The organism is Pseudoalteromonas phenolica, from assembly GCF_044788725.1.
GTDB lineage: Bacteria > Pseudomonadota > Gammaproteobacteria > Enterobacterales > Alteromonadaceae > Pseudoalteromonas > Pseudoalteromonas phenolica_C.
Window position 1 is genome coordinate 3,396,861 of the sequence record NZ_CP173161.1, and the last position, 15,689, is coordinate 3,412,549.

Below are 15,689 nucleotides of genomic sequence, written 5' to 3' on the forward strand. Positions count from 1 at the left end.
ATTTAATCATTTTGAGGGATTAAAACAGACGCCAACCTCGTCGAAATTTTTATTTAGAACAACTAAATAGCAAAATTTTCGTCTCGTTATCGATAAGTTTTACTTGCCTAAAAATAGATAGTCTAATTAAGAGGGTGGGTATAAATGAGGCACTTTTAACACTTATAGTGATAGCTTCAGCCTTTCAAAGCGGTTGTAAATTAGAACTCGTCTATAGAACTGACTATGGCATATTAACAAGTAAAAACGACCTTTTCTCAGCTCGAATTATTGAGCACTCAACATAAAAAATTATTGCCTAAAGTAGGCGCTTTTGTATTAGCTCATTGAACGAAATTAGCGAGTTCTGAGATTTACCGTCGCCATATTATGCTAGATAAGCATGGCATAAAGTAACATCTGCAGGGCAAGAAATATTTGTTGGTGAGGATTCAGAGCTCGTAGATTTTATTCGAGACCATTGATTTAGGACCGATAATAAAAAAGCCTGCTAAGCAGGCTTTGGAGATGTTGTTTGATATTCTGATTTGAATCTAATGAATGTTAAAATTCAGCGTCTGACTCGGCTAAGCCTTTATCTTCACCTTCTTCAGGTTGAATTGTCGCTTGCAGTAATAACATATCTCTCAATTTACCTTCGATCTCAGCTGCGATCTCAGGATTCTCTTTTAAGAACTTGATAGAGTTAGACTTACCTTGACCAACCTTGCTGCCGTTATAGCTATACCAAGCACCTGATTTCTCAACTAGCTTGTGCTTAACACCCAAGTCGATTAATTCACCTTGCTTAGAAATACCCTCACCATACATGATGATAAATTCAGCTTGCTTAAACGGTGGTGCAACTTTGTTTTTAACGACCTTCACACGAGTTTCGTTACCAACTACTTCATCGCCATCTTTCACTGAACCGATTCGACGGATATCAATACGTACTGATGCGTAGAATTTAAGTGCGTTACCACCTGTTGTTGTTTCTGGGTTACCGAACATCACACCAATCTTCATACGGATTTGGTTGATGAAAATACAAAGCGTGTTTGAACGCTTAATATTCGCTGTTAGCTTACGCAATGCTTGCGACATAAGACGTGCTTGAAGACCAACGTGCGTGTCACCCATATCACCTTCAATTTCAGCTTTAGGTGTTAGTGCTGCTACCGAGTCAACAATCACCACATCTACTGCACCTGAACGAACCAGCATGTCACAGATTTCTAATGCTTGCTCACCCGTGTCAGGCTGAGAAACAAGTAGCTCGTCAACGTTAACACCCAGCTTTTCAGCATAGACTGGATCTAATGCATGCTCAGCATCTACGAATGCACATGTTTTGCCTTGCTTTTGCGCTTCTGCAATAACTTGAAGAGTAAGCGTAGTTTTACCTGATGATTCAGGACCATAAATCTCGACAATACGACCAGTTGGTAAACCACCTATGCCTAATGCGATATCAATACCTAGTGAGCCAGTAGAAATTGCTTCAATATCTAACGCTTGGCTATCACCTAGTTTCATGATTGAACCTTTACCAAATTGGCGTTCAATTTGTGATAACGCGGCATCTAGTGCCTTTTGTTTATTGTCGTTCATTTGCTTCTCCAATCTTGCGTAATGCCAGTAAGTATACTGTATGAAATTACAGTATCAAGCATATTTTTATGAATTTAATAGCTCAATTGACTTTTCTAATGAAAAAACAATGGCTTGCTCTCTAATTTCAGCTCGATTTCCGGCAAAAACACAATGATAAGTGTGCTGTTTTCCCGCCAAATACAGGCCAAACCATACAGTACCTACTGGTTTTTCATCACTACCACCAGTAGGCCCTGCCACTCCCGAAATTGCAATCGCAAGATCTGCATTGGCAGCCTTGGCGGCACCTGCACACATTTCTAACACGGTTTGTTCACTGACTGCACCGTGTTCCTGTAAGGTACTTTCAGTTACCCCCAGCAATGCCTGCTTAGCTTCATTACTGTAGGTGACAAAGCAGCGGTCAATATATCGTGAACTGCCCGATGTATCGGTAAGCGCATAACTCACTCCTCCGCCTGTACATGATTCAGCGGTAGTGATCGTCAGTCGTTTATCAGCTAAAATAGCGCCCAACTTTGACGCTAGAGTACTCACTTGTTGCTGTAGCTCCATCATTATCCTTTTAGGTCATTGCATGTCGATAGATTTATATTCAGAACATACTATAAAACAACAAACTCCCATGATGCAGCAATATCTGCGGATCAAAGCGGATCATCAAGACATTTTACTGTTTTATCGCATGGGTGACTTTTATGAATTGTTCTTTGACGATGCGATTCGTGCCGCACAACTACTCGATATTTCACAAACTCATCGTGGTAAAGCGGGCGGCGCCCCCATTCCAATGGCCGGTGTACCTTATCATGCAGTAGAGAATTATCTTGCTCGACTAGTGCAAATGGGAGAGTCAGTGGCGATTTGTGAGCAAGTTGGCGATCCTGCTACAAGCAAGGGGCCGGTTGAGCGAAAAGTGGTGCGTATTGTCACACCAGGTACGGTTAGTGATGAAGCTTTGTTACAAGAGCGACAAGACAACTTACTTGCCAGCGTTTATCAGAATAAACAAGGCCAATACGGTGTGGCTTATCTTGATATCAACTCAGGCCGTTTTAACATTGTTGAATTAAACACCGATGAAGCATTGGTTTCGACGCTACAGCGCCTGCAACCTGCTGAATTACTTTATCCTGAATCATTCCAGAATCTGTTTTTACTTGAGCAAGTCAAAGGCGGTCGTCGTCGCCCTGATTGGGAATTTGATTTAGATACTGCAAAACATTTGCTTTGTCAGCAGTTTGGTACACAAGATCTAATCGGCTTTGGCGTTGATAAAGCGCATACAGGATTAATCGCTGCTGGCTGTGTGATGCAATATGTTAAAGATACACAACGCATTGCTCTGCCACATATTCGTGCCATTACCCTTGAGAAAAACGAACATGCGGTGATCCTAGATGCGGCAACGCGTAAAAACTTAGAGCTGACAGTCAACCTATCAGGCGGGATTGAAAACACCCTAGCACAAGTATTAGATAAAACCGCGACACCGATGGGCTCGCGTTTATTAAAGCGCCGTATTCATACACCGGTACGTGATCGCAATGAATTAAATGCCCGACTAAATGCCATTGCAAGCTTAATCAACAGCCAAATTTGTATGGAGCTTTATGACAGCTTAAGACATATTGGCGATATTGAGCGCGTGGTCGCTCGTCTTGCGCTATGTACTGCCCGCCCTCGCGACTTAACGCGTTTACGCGGTGCCTTACAAGCCCTTGCACCGCTGCATGCTTTACTCGATGAGGCAGCCGATCCTCGTATAAAATTGATCTGCGATCAATCTCCTGTATTGCCTAAGCTACAGTCACTCTTAGAGCAAGCGATTATTGATAATCCGCCCGTGCTGATCCGCGATGGCGGCGTAATTGCTACTGGCTATAACGCTGAACTTGATGAGTGGCGAGCACTGAGCCAAGGTGCAACAGATATTCTTGAGAAGTTAGAATTGCGCGAACGTGAGCGCACTGGAATAAGCACACTTAAAATTGGCTACAACAAGGTGCATGGCTTTTATATCGAAATCAGCCGCGCTAACTCTCACCTGGTGCCACCTGAATATATTCGTCGCCAAACGCTTAAAAACAACGAGCGTTATATCATTCCTGAACTAAAAGAGCATGAAGACAAAGTATTGGGTAGTCAGAGCAAAGCCCTTGCACTTGAAAAACAATTGTACGAGCAGTTATTCGAATACATTGCGCCTTACCTAGAGCAACTACAATTAATGTCTGCAGTACTCGCTGACTTAGACGTATTAAATACGTTAGCTGAGCGTGCACAAACGCTCGACTACTGCAAACCAGAGTTAACGCTAGAAAGTGGTATAGACATCATAGATGGTCGTCATCCAGTTGTTGAACATGTTAGTCAAGAGCCATTCATTGCTAACCCAGTGAAACTCAATGAGCAACGTAAAATGTTGATCATCACGGGTCCTAACATGGGTGGTAAATCGACTTATATGCGCCAAACGGCGCTTATCACTTTGATGGCGCACATTGGCTCTTATGTACCAGCAAGTGAAGCGCGTATCGGCCACATTGACCGTATATTTACACGTATTGGCGCAAGTGATGACCTTGCTTCTGGTCGCTCAACCTTCATGGTTGAAATGACCGAGACCGCCACGATCCTTAACAATGCGACCGAGAACTCTCTAGTGTTAATGGATGAAATCGGCCGCGGTACCAGCACCTACGATGGTTTATCTTTGGCCTATGCAACCGCTGACTACCTAGCGAGTAAGCTCAATGCTAAAACCCTCTTTGCAACACATTACTTTGAGCTAACTGAGCTTGCAGAGCAACAAACAGGGCTTGTAAACGTGCATTTAGATGCGGTAGAACACAACGATACAATTGCCTTTAAGCACACGGTATTAGATGGGGCTGCGAGTAAAAGTTTTGGTTTACAAGTCGCAGGGCTCGCTGGTGTTCCAAAACCCGTTTTAGCCATGGCAAAAGAGAAGTTAAAACGCCTTGAACAACATGAAAGTGTGATTGACGAACAAAAGCCAGCCGCTCAATCACAAGGTCAATTACCATTAGAGCCTGTTAAGCAAGAGTCTGAAGTTGAGCAACAACTTGCGCAAATTGATCCTGATGATCTGACTCCTCGCCAGGCACATGAGTTACTCTATAAATTAAAAGGCTTGCTCAATTAATCAGACATTTATAGATAATAAAAAACCACTTCAATTGAAGTGGTTTTTTATTTTTAAATTAAGCTTATTGCTGCTCGAAAAGGCTATCTATATTTAGACCTTCATGCTGCAGAATATCTTTTAAGCGTCTAAGAGCTTCGACTTGAATTTGTCTTACACGCTCGCGTGTTAAACCGATTTCTCTGCCGACATCTTCTAGTGTTGAAGGTTCATACCCCAATAAACCAAAACGTCTTGCTAGCACTTCACGCTGCTTAGGGTTAAGCTCACCGAGCCAATCAACAATATGCTTGTTGATATCATTATTCTGTACTTCATTTTCAGGACCAAATCCTTTCTCATCAGCAATGATATCTAGTAGCGCTTTGTCATTCTCACCGCCAATTGGCGTATCAACAGAGGTGATTTTTTCGTTCAGGCGAAGCATTTTAGTGACGTCTTCAACTGGACGATCAAGACATTCTGCAATTTCTTCTGCAGTTGGCTCATGGTCTAGCTTTTGTGTCAATTCACGAGCTGTTCTAAGGTATACGTTGAGTTCTTTAACAACATGGATAGGAAGGCGAATCGTACGAGTCTGATTCATAATCGCACGTTCGATGGTTTGTCTTATCCACCAAGTTGCATAGGTTGAAAAGCGAAAGCCTCGTTCTGGGTCAAATTTTTCAACCGCTCTGATCAGGCCCAAGTTGCCTTCTTCTATCAAATCAAGAAGTGCAAGGCCACGATTATTATAGCGACGAGCAATTTTAACCACTAATCTCAAGTTACTTTCGATCATGCGTTTGCGAGAAGCCTCACAGCCTTTAAGTGCTTTTCGAGCGAAATAAACTTCTTCTTCTGCACTTAATAGAGGGGAAAAACCAATTTCACCTAAATACAATTGCGTTGCATCTAAGTTTTTAACGGTTTCTTCTTTTGCAAAAACATCATCTTCCGTTTCGACATCTTCCAAAAGTTCCATTTTTTCATCATCTAGTACTGCTTCTTCAACTTCTGTTTCTGCAGTAACCAGCTTCTTAGTCTCTTTCTTTGCTGTTTGAGCCATATCATCCTCCCAAGCGAGTGAGTGGTATTAATCCATCATACAGTCAGTAATAAAGCATTTATGGTAAGTACTTTTTTGGATTTACCGCTTGGCCTTTATAGCGAATCTCAAATCTCAAAGCCGTTTGCGTTGCATCCGTATTTCCCATTTCGGCAATTTTCTGCCCAGCTTTAACTTTTTGCTGCTCCCGAACAAGTAGTCGTTCATTGTGAGCATAGGCACTTAGGTAATCATCACTGTGTTTTAGGATGATTAAATTACCATACCCTCTCAACGCGCTTCCTGCATATACGACTGTCCCTGCTGCTGCCGCACTTACTGATGTTCCTAATTTGTTTTTGATTTGCAATCCTTTATAACCATGCTCTTTGTTAGAAAAGTGCTTAGTTATTTGCCCTTTTGCAGGCCATTGCCAATCAATTTTGCCATTCTTTTTAGCTGCTAATGTGTTTACTTTTTGAGTGGCTTGTTTTTGAACATACTCCCGTTGATTTGGCTTCGCAAGATCTTTTTTTGCCAATTTGTTATTTTTTTGTTTCTTATCAATAGTCTCTGTTTTAACAACTTTACGGGAAGTGCTTTTTTTATTGCGTGTTTTAGGTTTAGCTAGTACTAACTTTTGGCCAGGAAAAATTGTATATGGTGGTTTTATATTATTTAAGGCTGCGATGGTACGCACGTCCTTATTAGCGGTAAATGCAATAGCAAACAGGGTATCGCCTTTTTGCACTGTGTACCGATTATTCCTAATGATTATTTTACGCGACGATAAAGAATCGGCATAAGTCAAAGAAGTGACGGGAGCAGGTATGTGTGTTGATGAGCATCCTGCAATGAACACAAAAAGTAACAAAATAATGAACATGTTCACTGCTTGCATTCACTTTCCCAGTAAGAATTGACGATTATTTATTAAAAATAACAAGATAAGAAGAGGTTAGGCAAGATCATAGCGAAATTTCTCCCGCTATTAAGGGGACAAAACGTACTGGCGCCATTTTATGCTCAATAAATTGCTCACCTTTTCGCACCACTAAAGTTAGCACTTGTTCTTCTTCACCAATGGGAAGCAGTAAAGCACCTTCGTCTTCGAGTTGCTCAAGTAAGGCTTGCGGTACTGACTTAGCTGCTGCGGTAACAATAATGCCAGAAAAAGGCCCTTTCGTTTGCCAACCTTGCCAGCCATCGCCATGCTTCATGGAAACATTGTATAAGTCTAGCTGATGTAAACGTCGCTTTGCCTGCCACTGCAGTGACTTAATCCGCTCAACGCTAAACACCTGTTCGAACACTTGCGCTAACACTGCGCTTTGGTAGCCTGAGCCTGTTCCTATCTCGAGCACCTTACCTTTGACGCCAACTTGTCGCAAAATTTCTGTCATTTTTGCAACAATAAAAGGTTGAGAAATAGTTTGCCCATTACCTATGGGTAAAGCTGTATTTTCATAGGCTTTGTGTTTTAACACATCATCGATAAAAAGGTGTCGCGGGGTATCTTTGATTACCTGTAGCACCTTTTTATCTTGGACTCCCGATGCTTTTAATTGCTCAGCTAAAGCATCTGCACTACGGGCATAATTGCCAAGCACTTAGTTACTTCCTTCCAGCCAAGAAGACATTGCATCGATGCTCTCATGCGCTGTCATATCAACCTTAAGTGGTGTCACTGCAGCATAGCCCTGATTGACAGCATAGAAGTCAGTGCCTTCGCCAGCATCACTTTCAGAGCCAAGCGAGCCATACCAAAAAACACTTCGGCCCCAAGGATCAATTTGCTCAGTCATAGTGTCGGCTTTGTGACGTGCCCCTAAACGCGTTACCTTAACCCCTTTTAATTCAGCTAAGGGAATATCTGGCACATTAATATTAATAATTTGATCTTTAGGAAGTGGGTGAGAACTTAATTGTTTGATTATTTTCACCGCCACTTCAGCTGCGGTTTCGTAATTTGCTTCTTTTTTTGAACAAAGAGAAACAGCAATTGCAGGTAACCCTAAGTGACGCCCTTCTGTTGCCGCAGCGACAGTACCTGAATAGAGCGTATCATCTCCCAAGTTAGCCCCATTGTTAATGCCTGCCACAACTAAATCTGGCTCTTCATCTAAAAGCTGGTTTACACCAAGATGAACACAATCTGTCGGCGTGCCATTCACTGAGTAAAAACCATTTTCTAATTGTGTTGCGCGCAATGGATTTAACAACGTCAAAGAGTTACTTGCACCACTGCAATTTCTGTCTGGGGCAATAACGGTCACATCGGCAATTTTGCTCAAGGCTTCATATAATACAGAGATCCCTTTTGCATGAACTCCATCGTCGTTACTTAGTAAAATCTTCATCGTTCTTCCTTATTTGCAAATGCGCTTTTATTCACATCAACGTAATTAACAAGCTCTCTAAGCACTGCTGTTGCGAATGTCCCTTTAGGTAATGCAAAACGTAATTCAATACTGTCCGATGACATCGTTTTCACTTCAAGATCTATGGGAAGCAATCGCAGAGCGCGGCGCTCATTTTTTAATCCTAATTCGGCAAGACCATGATGCCAAGTACTAAAGGCTTCAAGAAACTGTTTTTCTTGCTCAATTAACCCTTTTTCACCTTTACCGACCAGGGGCGCCGACAAGCAAATATCTCCTGAGGTTAACCTTGCGATATTTTCGTCACTGATATCATCTTCAAAGAACGCATTAGAGCCGTCTAGCATAAAGATTTCTCTATGCCAGGTCTTAGCTAAGCCATGCTCTTCTACTCGCATACTCACAAGTTGATTGAATATGTGCGAGCGCGCAGCAGAAATAACAATACTACGTAATTTTCTGTCGCGAATATGTTCACCCGCAAACATGCGCTCAGCCATAGTGAGATTGTGACCATCATGACCAAAGCGCTGTTCACCAAAGTAGTTTGGCACGCCCTGACGCACTGCATTAATACGTGACAAAATATCTAATGGCTTATCGATATTTCTTAGTGTGATCGTAAAGCGATTGCCTGAGTGACAGCCTGTTCTTAGTTTTCGATTATGGCGCTTTTGCTGAGCAACAAAAATAAAGTCATCGTTTAGCTCGGTAAAATCAACGTCTTTCTTGATAGGAACAGGGACACTAAACCACTGACTGCAAACACCATGGCGATCTTTTAATCCCGCATAGCTGACATTTTTTACATGTGTTCCAGCTTGTTTTGCGATTTTTTTAGCGACATCTAATGTGTTTATCTGCTTTTTAATAATGTGCAAACAGACGTGCTCACCTTCGCCGGTCAGTTCGATATCAAGTATTTCATCTACAATGAAGTCTTCTGGCTGACTTTTAAAATCAGCGACCGCTTCAGGCCTGCCATAAAGATAGTGCAATTCCATTATGCTTTAACCAATAACACAACGGCATGGGCTGAAATGCCTTCTTTACGACCTTCGAAGCCCAGTTTTTCTGTCGTTGTAGCTTTCACATTTACCTGAGTCAGTTCTGCCTGGCAATCAGCAGCTAGGTTGGCACGCATGTTATCAATATGCGGTCTCATTTTTGGTGCTTGCGCAACAATAGTGACATCGCAATTACCGAGCTTATAGCCTAGCGCTGTAACTTGTTCCATCACTTGTCTGAGTAAAATTCGGCTGTCTATATTTTCAAACTCGGCAGACGTATCTGGAAAGTGTTTACCAATGTCGCCAAGTGCCATTGCACCGAGCAAAGCATCACATAAGGCATGAATAGCAACATCACCATCAGAGTGCGCAATAAAGCCTTGCTCAAAAGGAATTTTCTCACCGCAGATTGTTAATGGGCCTTCGCCACCGAATTTATGCACATCAAAACCGTGACCAATTCTAATCATTTTCTTCTTCCTGTTCTTTTAATAAAAACGCGGCTAAGCGTAAATCTTCTGGTGTGGTAATTTTAATATTATCACTGCGGCCTTCAACGAGTAACACTGGCTTACCCTGTAGCTCCATGGCTGAAGCTTCATCCGTAATAAGTTTTGATTCAGATAAACAAGTCTTCAGAGCCTCTTTTAGTGCCTGATAGGGAAATAACTGAGGTGTAAGTGCCTGCCATAAATCAACACGAGGTACAGTCTCTTCGCTATATTGCTGCCCACGCTTAATCGTGTCTTTGACCTTAGCTGCAAGAATGCCACCTTCTTGCTTTTTAAAACAGCAAGCAATTAAGTTTTGAATATCTTCAATTTGCACTATTGGCCTTGCAGCATCATGTACTAAAACCCAATCTGGTTTCAGTGTTTCTAGCGCATTTAGCGCGTTTAAAACAGAGTCTGCGCGCTCTTTACCACCTTCAGTAGTTTGTACTTTGTCCGTACTAAATTGTTGAGTATTAAATAGCGTATCTTCAGGATTAATCGCTAACATGATGGTGCAAAGCTCACTCATAGAGCTGAGCTTATCCACTGTGTGCTCTAAAATAGACTTATTATTTATTTTTAAATACTGCTTTGGGATCTCAGCTTGCATACGGCTGCCGACACCTGCAGCTGGGACAACAGCAGCAATAATAGGAGAATTATTCATGTTATTTATTCGGTAAGACTCTAATGAAGGTTTCATTTGGCTTGATCATACCAAGCTCATGTCTCGCTCTTTCCTCAACGCCTTCTAAGCCAAGTTTGAGATCGTCAATATCTGCTTTTAATAGCTTATTTCGTTTGATTAATTTCTCATTCGCTACCTGATGCGTGTCTACAACACTTTTCAAGCGCGTGTAATCTTGCATTCCATTATGGCCAAACCAAAATTTATACTGAAGAAATAGCGCAAGGCTAAGAAGTAGAAACTGAAATATACGCAAAACGGCACTTCCCAATAACAAATTAATCAAACATTACGCTTTATAGAACGAACATTTTTCCAATTGATCATACTGGCTAATAGCATCTCGCGCAAACTAAGCCTTCTTGGTGGGACTGCTTTATTAAATTGCCATTGATGACCACAGCAGGCTGCTGTCATGACTTGTTTGCTTGGCTTAAGCACTTGTAGATTAGAGTTGGATTGAGAAGCTCCTGAAAAGAAAAACCATCCACTTAAGTTGCTATGAAAACTATTTTTGTCAACTTGATCAATACAATCTAAGGTCAATGATTGATAACCCGAATGCTCTTTTAGTACAGGAATTACTAATCCTATTTTGGCATGTTTTTTATAAAATGAAGCGTTTTGCTCCAGATTTTGAGAGGGCAGCTTTTTCTGCGGTGCAAGCCAACCACCATTTTGAGAATCTAACTCTAGCGGAATATCACCTTGCACTATATGCCGTGCAGCGCGTTCTACATAGAAGGGTAAACTAGCCAATGACTTACGTAGTTTCTGCTCGTTATGAACAGCAGCAAGCGCGGGAATTTCTCTGGCGTAGAAAACATTAACCAGCTCAGCAAACATTAACCGCTCTTTTTCATCGTTCCATAGCTGAGCTTGTTGCACACTCTGCACTGACATCCCCTTCTTTGGTTACTGCAGTTTTTATAGCATGTGCAACGTATTACTGCTAGCCCTTAGGTTTATTACCCAGTTTAACATCACCATTTTCTAAAAACTGTGCAACCGTATCGCGCTTTTTACCAAGTAATAAACAACCATCAGCAAGGAACATAAAGTTTTGCCAACAACGTTTGAAAACATCAAACTGCGTTTCAATCACACAGTCTCTATTTAAGCAAAAATAGACCGTTGTATTATTTTCCCACTTTAGAAATTCATTTATGCTCTCTGGTAGCTCTTCTAATCCCGCCTCCCAGTCTTTTTCCCAGTTCAAATTCTCTTGCCATGAGCTTGCTTGCCCTGCCCATTCATTTTCAGTGAAGAAGTCTGGATGATCTTTTTCACGACTAACCATGGTAGACCAAAGCACTGCTGAACGTGTCGGAGACATAAGTTTAATCTTTTCAAGATCAGTAGGGGCAATTTCTAAGTCTTGATGCCTAAACACCCAAGCCTTTTTGAATTCATTAAGGGGAATATAATTCATTGTGACCTTTTAATTTTGCTCGCGGTTAGTGAGGTGGGATTATCACTATGTTTAAATGAAAAGTGAATGATAATTTGTTATTTAATTTTTTCAGACTTAAACGAAAAAACCCCAACTCTTTCGAGCTGGGGTTAAAATTTGGTGCCTAGCGATGTTCTACTTTCACATGGGAGACCCACACTATCATCGACGCTGTTTCGTTTCACTTCTGAGTTCGGCATGGGGTCAGGTGGGTCCAAAACGCTATTGTCACTAAGCAAATTCTTTGAATTTGTTTTTATTCTTATTTTTTAAATTAGGCCCTGGCGATGTTCTACTTTCACATGGGAGACCCACACTATCATCGACGCTGTTTCGTTTCACTTCTGAGTTCGGCATGGGATCAGGTGGTTCCAAAACGCTATAGTCACCAGGAAATTTGGTGCGCTAATCGCTTTCGCAATTAACTTAAATTCGGAAAAATCTGATAATTCTAAAACTTTCTACTTCAGTTCATATTAGCTTCTGAGCTAAAACCACTTTGGCGTTGTATGGTTAAGCCTCACGGGTAATTAGTACTGGTTAGCTTAATGTATCACTACACTTCCACACCCAGCCTATCAACGTTGTAGTCTCCAACGGCCCTTCAGTTAACTTAAAGTTAAAGTGAGAACTCATCTCGAGGCTCGCTTCCCGCTTAGATGCTTTCAGCGGTTATCGATTCCGAACGTAGCTACCGGGCAATGCAATTGGCATCACAACCCGAACACCAGCGGTTCGTCCACTCCGGTCCTCTCGTACTAGGAGCAGCCCCTCTCAATTCTCAAACGCCCACGGCAGATAGGGACCGAACTGTCTCACGACGTTCTAAACCCAGCTCGCGTACCACTTTAAATGGCGAACAGCCATACCCTTGGGACCGACTTCAGCCCCAGGATGTGATGAGCCGACATCGAGGTGCCAAACACCGCCGTCGATATGAACTCTTGGGCGGTATCAGCCTGTTATCCCCGGAGTACCTTTTATCCGTTGAGCGATGGCCCTTCCATTCAGAACCACCGGATCACTATGACCTACTTTCGTACCTGCTCGACGTGTCTGTCTCGCAGTTAAGCTGGCTTCTACCATTACACTAACCGTACGATGTCCGACCGTACTTAGCCAACCTTCGTGCTCCTCCGTTACTCTTTGGGAGGAGACCGCCCCAGTCAAACTACCCACCAGGCACTGTCCACAACCCCGATTAGGGGCCTATGTTAGAACATCAAACATACAAGGGTGGTATTTCAAGGATGGCTCCATGACAACTGGCGTCGCCACTTCAAAGCCTCCCACCTATCCTACACATGTAGGCTCAATGTTCAGTGCCAAGCTGTAGTAAAGGTTCACGGGGTCTTTCCGTCTAGCCGCGGGTACACAGCATCTTCACTGCGATTTCAATTTCACTGAGTCTCGGGTGGAGACAGCGTGGCCATGGTTACACCATTCGTGCAGGTCGGAACTTACCCGACAAGGAATTTCGCTACCTTAGGACCGTTATAGTTACGGCCGCCGTTTACCGGGGCTTCGATCAAGAGCTTCGTCCGAAGACTAACCCCATCAATTAACCTTCCGGCACCGGGCAGGTGTCACACCGTATACGTCATCTTACGATTTTGCACAGTGCTGTGTTTTTAATAAACAGTCCCAGCCACCTGGTCACTGCGGCTGTCGTCAGCTTAAAGAGCAAGTCTCATCACCAACAACAGCGTACCTTCTCCCGAAGTTACGGTACAATTTTGCCTAGTTCCTTCACCCGAGTTCTCTCAAGCGCCTTAGTATTCTCTACCTGACCACCTGTGTCGGTTTGGGGTACGATTCGAAATAATCTGAAGCTTAGAGGCTTTTCCTGGAAGTAGGGCATCATCAACTTCACCACCGTAGTGGCTCGTCTCGACTCTCAGCCTTAGCGACCCGGATTTTCCTAAGTCACCAGCCTACAGCCTTTCACATGGACAACCAACGCCATGCTTGATTAGCCTGCTCCGTCCCCCCATCGCAATTATTCCAAGTACGGGAATATTAACCCGTTTCCCATCGACTACGCTCTTCAGCCTCGCCTTAGGGGTCGACTTACCCTACCCTGATTAACATGGGATAGGAACCCTTGGTCTTCCGGCGTGCGGGTTTTTCACCCGCATTATCGTTACTCATGTCAGCATTCGCACTTCTGATATGTCCAGCATGCCTCCCGGCACACCTTCAGCCACTTACAGAACGCTCCCCTACCCCGCATACTAATGTATGCAGCCGTAGCTTCGGTGGTATGTTTAGCCCCGTTACATCTTCCGCGCAGGCCGACTCGACTAGTGAGCTATTACGCTTTCTTTAAAGGATGGCTGCTTCTAAGCCAACCTCCTAGCTGTTTTAGCCTTCCCACATCGTTTCCCACTTAACATACACTTTGGGACCTTAGCTGACGGTCTGGGTTGTTTCCCTCTCCACGATGGACGTTAGCACCCACCGTGTGTCTCCCGGATATTACTTTACGGTATTCGGAGTTTGCAAAGGGTTGGTAAGTCGGGATGACCCCCTAGCCTTAACAGTGCTCTACCCCCGTAAGTATTCGTCCGAGGCTCTACCTAAATAGATTTCGGGGAGAACCAGCTATCTCCCGGTTTGATTAGCCTTTCACTCCAAGCCACAGGTCATCCCCTAACTTTTCAACGTTAGTGGGTTCGGTCCTCCAGTTGATGTTACTCAACCTTCAACCTGCCCATGGCTAGATCACCGGGTTTCGGGTCTATACCTTGCAACTCAACGCCCAGTTAAGACTCGCTTTCGCTACGGCTACCCTAAACGGTTAACCTCGCTACAAAATATAAGTCGCTGACCCATTATACAAAAGGTACGCAGTCACCCTCGAAGGGCTCCTACTGCTTGTACGTACACGGTTTCAGGTTCTATTTCACTCCCCTCACAGGGGTTCTTTTCGCCTTTCCCTCACGGTACTGGTTCACTATCGGTCAGTTGGGAGTATTTAGCCTTAGATGATGGTCCACCTATATTCAGTCAAAGTTTCACGTGCTCCGACCTACTCGATTTCACTTTAGATAAGTTTTTGTGTACGGGACTGTCACCCTGTATCGTCAAACTTTCCAGAATGTTCCACTAACTACACTAAAGCTTAAGGGCTAGTCCGATTTCGCTCGCCGCTACTTTCGGAATCTCGGTTGATTTCTTTTCCTACGGGTACTTAGATGTTTCAGTTCTCCGCGTTCGCCTCGTTAACCTATGTATTCAGTTAACGATACCTGCAAGCAGGTGGGTTTCCCCATTCGGAAATCCTAGTCTCAAGCGCCTCTTACTGGCTTGACTAGGCTTATCGCAAGTTAGTACGTCCTTCATCGCCTCCAACTGCCAAGGCATCCACCGTGTACGCTTAGTCACTTAACCATACAACCCAAAATAGTTTTAAGTTGTACTGCTAAAGACAGTTTTAACTTCGCCAGAAGTTAATATTGAATACTAAAGTAGACGCTAATAAACAAATGAATGTTTATCGGCATTGTTTTACTTTTGAAAACTCTTTTTAGAATTTCTTCTAAAAGAATTAATTATCAGCTTTTCCAAATTTTTAAAGAGCAAGAGAATTACTTCTCAGAGTTAAAGACTCTGTAGTCAAAGCATTTATCTATGAGGAGTAAGTAGTAAAGTGGTGGAGCTAAGCAGGATCGAACTGCTGACCTCCTGCGTGCAAGGCAGGCGCTCTCCCAGCTGAGCTATAGCCCCACATTACTAGGAATACATTGTTTATGACCGACTTTAAGCAAAGTGGTGGGTCTGAGTAGACTTGAACTACCGACCTCACGCTTATCAGGCGTGCGCTCTAACCAGCTGAGCTACAGACCCAAACAATGTTTTGTTCTCTAAT

Annotated in this window: 13 protein-coding genes, 2 tRNA genes and 3 rRNA genes; 1 reads left to right on the forward strand and 17 read right to left on the reverse strand. The window is 43.2% G+C overall.

Annotation, left to right across the window (positions count from 1 at the left end):
* Nucleotides 1–543: 543 nt before the first annotated feature.
* Complete coding sequence (gene recA, locus ACH784_RS15350; protein WP_404391664.1) at nt 544–1,593, reverse strand: recombinase RecA; 1,050 nt, start codon at nt 1,591–1,593, stop codon at nt 544–546.
* Between the two features lie 66 nt (nt 1,594–1,659).
* The gene (locus ACH784_RS15355) at nt 1,660–2,151 is read right to left on the reverse strand and encodes a CinA family protein (RefSeq protein WP_404395290.1); all 492 of its coding nucleotides are present in this window, start codon (nt 2,149–2,151) and stop codon (nt 1,660–1,662) included.
* 22 nt (nt 2,152–2,173) lie between these two features.
* Between ACH784_RS15355 and mutS the strand changes: the two genes are divergently transcribed.
* Nucleotides 2,174–4,765 carry a DNA mismatch repair protein MutS gene (gene mutS, locus ACH784_RS15360; RefSeq protein WP_404391666.1) on the forward strand — a complete coding sequence of 864 codons (2,592 nt, stop codon included), beginning with the start codon at nt 2,174–2,176 and terminating at the stop codon, nt 4,763–4,765.
* A gap of 64 nt (nt 4,766–4,829) precedes the next feature.
* Here the strand turns inward: mutS and rpoS are convergent, their stop codons facing one another.
* The 15 genes from rpoS to ACH784_RS15435 all read right to left on the reverse strand — a co-directional run bounded on the left by rpoS (nt 4,830) and on the right by ACH784_RS15435 (nt 15,667).
* Complete coding sequence (rpoS, locus tag ACH784_RS15365; RefSeq protein WP_404391668.1) at nt 4,830–5,813, reverse strand: RNA polymerase sigma factor RpoS; 984 nt, start codon at nt 5,811–5,813, stop codon at nt 4,830–4,832.
* A gap of 58 nt (nt 5,814–5,871) precedes the next feature.
* Nucleotides 5,872–6,693, reverse strand: a complete 822-nt coding sequence (locus tag ACH784_RS15370; RefSeq protein WP_404391670.1) for a peptidoglycan DD-metalloendopeptidase family protein — start codon at nt 6,691–6,693, stop codon at nt 5,872–5,874.
* 67 nt (nt 6,694–6,760) lie between these two features.
* Entirely contained in the window at nt 6,761–7,402 is a 642-nt protein-coding gene (locus tag ACH784_RS15375; RefSeq protein WP_404391672.1) for a protein-L-isoaspartate(D-aspartate) O-methyltransferase, read from the reverse strand.
* Nucleotides 7,403–8,152 carry a 5'/3'-nucleotidase SurE gene (gene surE, locus ACH784_RS15380; protein WP_404391674.1) on the reverse strand — a complete coding sequence of 250 codons (750 nt, stop codon included), beginning with the start codon at nt 8,150–8,152 and terminating at the stop codon, nt 7,403–7,405.
* Entirely contained in the window at nt 8,149–9,180 is a 1,032-nt protein-coding gene (gene truD, locus ACH784_RS15385) for a tRNA pseudouridine(13) synthase TruD (RefSeq protein WP_404395292.1), read from the reverse strand. Before truD ends, surE begins: the two co-directional genes overlap by 4 nt.
* Nucleotides 9,177–9,653, reverse strand: a complete 477-nt coding sequence (ispF, locus tag ACH784_RS15390) for a 2-C-methyl-D-erythritol 2,4-cyclodiphosphate synthase (RefSeq protein WP_404391676.1) — start codon at nt 9,651–9,653, stop codon at nt 9,177–9,179. The genes truD and ispF overlap by 4 nt, the downstream gene beginning before the upstream one ends.
* Complete coding sequence (gene ispD, locus ACH784_RS15395) at nt 9,646–10,344, reverse strand: 2-C-methyl-D-erythritol 4-phosphate cytidylyltransferase (RefSeq protein ID WP_404391678.1); 699 nt, start codon at nt 10,342–10,344, stop codon at nt 9,646–9,648. Before ispD ends, ispF begins: the two co-directional genes overlap by 8 nt.
* A 1-nt stretch (nt 10,345) precedes the next feature.
* Nucleotides 10,346–10,621: a cell division protein FtsB gene (gene ftsB, locus ACH784_RS15400; RefSeq protein ID WP_130254541.1), complete on the reverse strand. Its 276-nt coding sequence runs from the start codon at nt 10,619–10,621 to the stop codon at nt 10,346–10,348.
* 26 nt (nt 10,622–10,647) lie between these two features.
* A complete protein-coding gene (locus tag ACH784_RS15405; RefSeq protein ID WP_404391680.1) occupies nt 10,648–11,253 on the reverse strand; it encodes a hypothetical protein in 606 nt (201 codons plus the stop codon).
* A 64-nt stretch (nt 11,254–11,317) separates the two neighbouring features.
* Nucleotides 11,318–11,797: a DUF2947 family protein gene (locus ACH784_RS15410; protein ID WP_404391682.1), complete on the reverse strand. Its 480-nt coding sequence runs from the start codon at nt 11,795–11,797 to the stop codon at nt 11,318–11,320.
* A 143-nt stretch (nt 11,798–11,940) separates the two neighbouring features.
* Nucleotides 11,941–12,054, reverse strand: a 5S ribosomal RNA gene (rrf, locus tag ACH784_RS15415).
* Nucleotides 12,055–12,097: 43 nt separating this feature from the next.
* Nucleotides 12,098–12,211, reverse strand: a 5S ribosomal RNA gene (gene rrf, locus ACH784_RS15420).
* A gap of 116 nt (nt 12,212–12,327) precedes the next feature.
* Nucleotides 12,328–15,211: ribosomal RNA gene (locus ACH784_RS15425) — 23S ribosomal RNA — on the reverse strand.
* Between the two features lie 260 nt (nt 15,212–15,471).
* Nucleotides 15,472–15,547 (reverse strand) — tRNA-Ala (locus tag ACH784_RS15430).
* Nucleotides 15,548–15,590: 43 nt separating this feature from the next.
* A tRNA-Ile gene (locus ACH784_RS15435) sits at nt 15,591–15,667 on the reverse strand.
* Nucleotides 15,668–15,689: the final 22 nt, after the last annotated feature.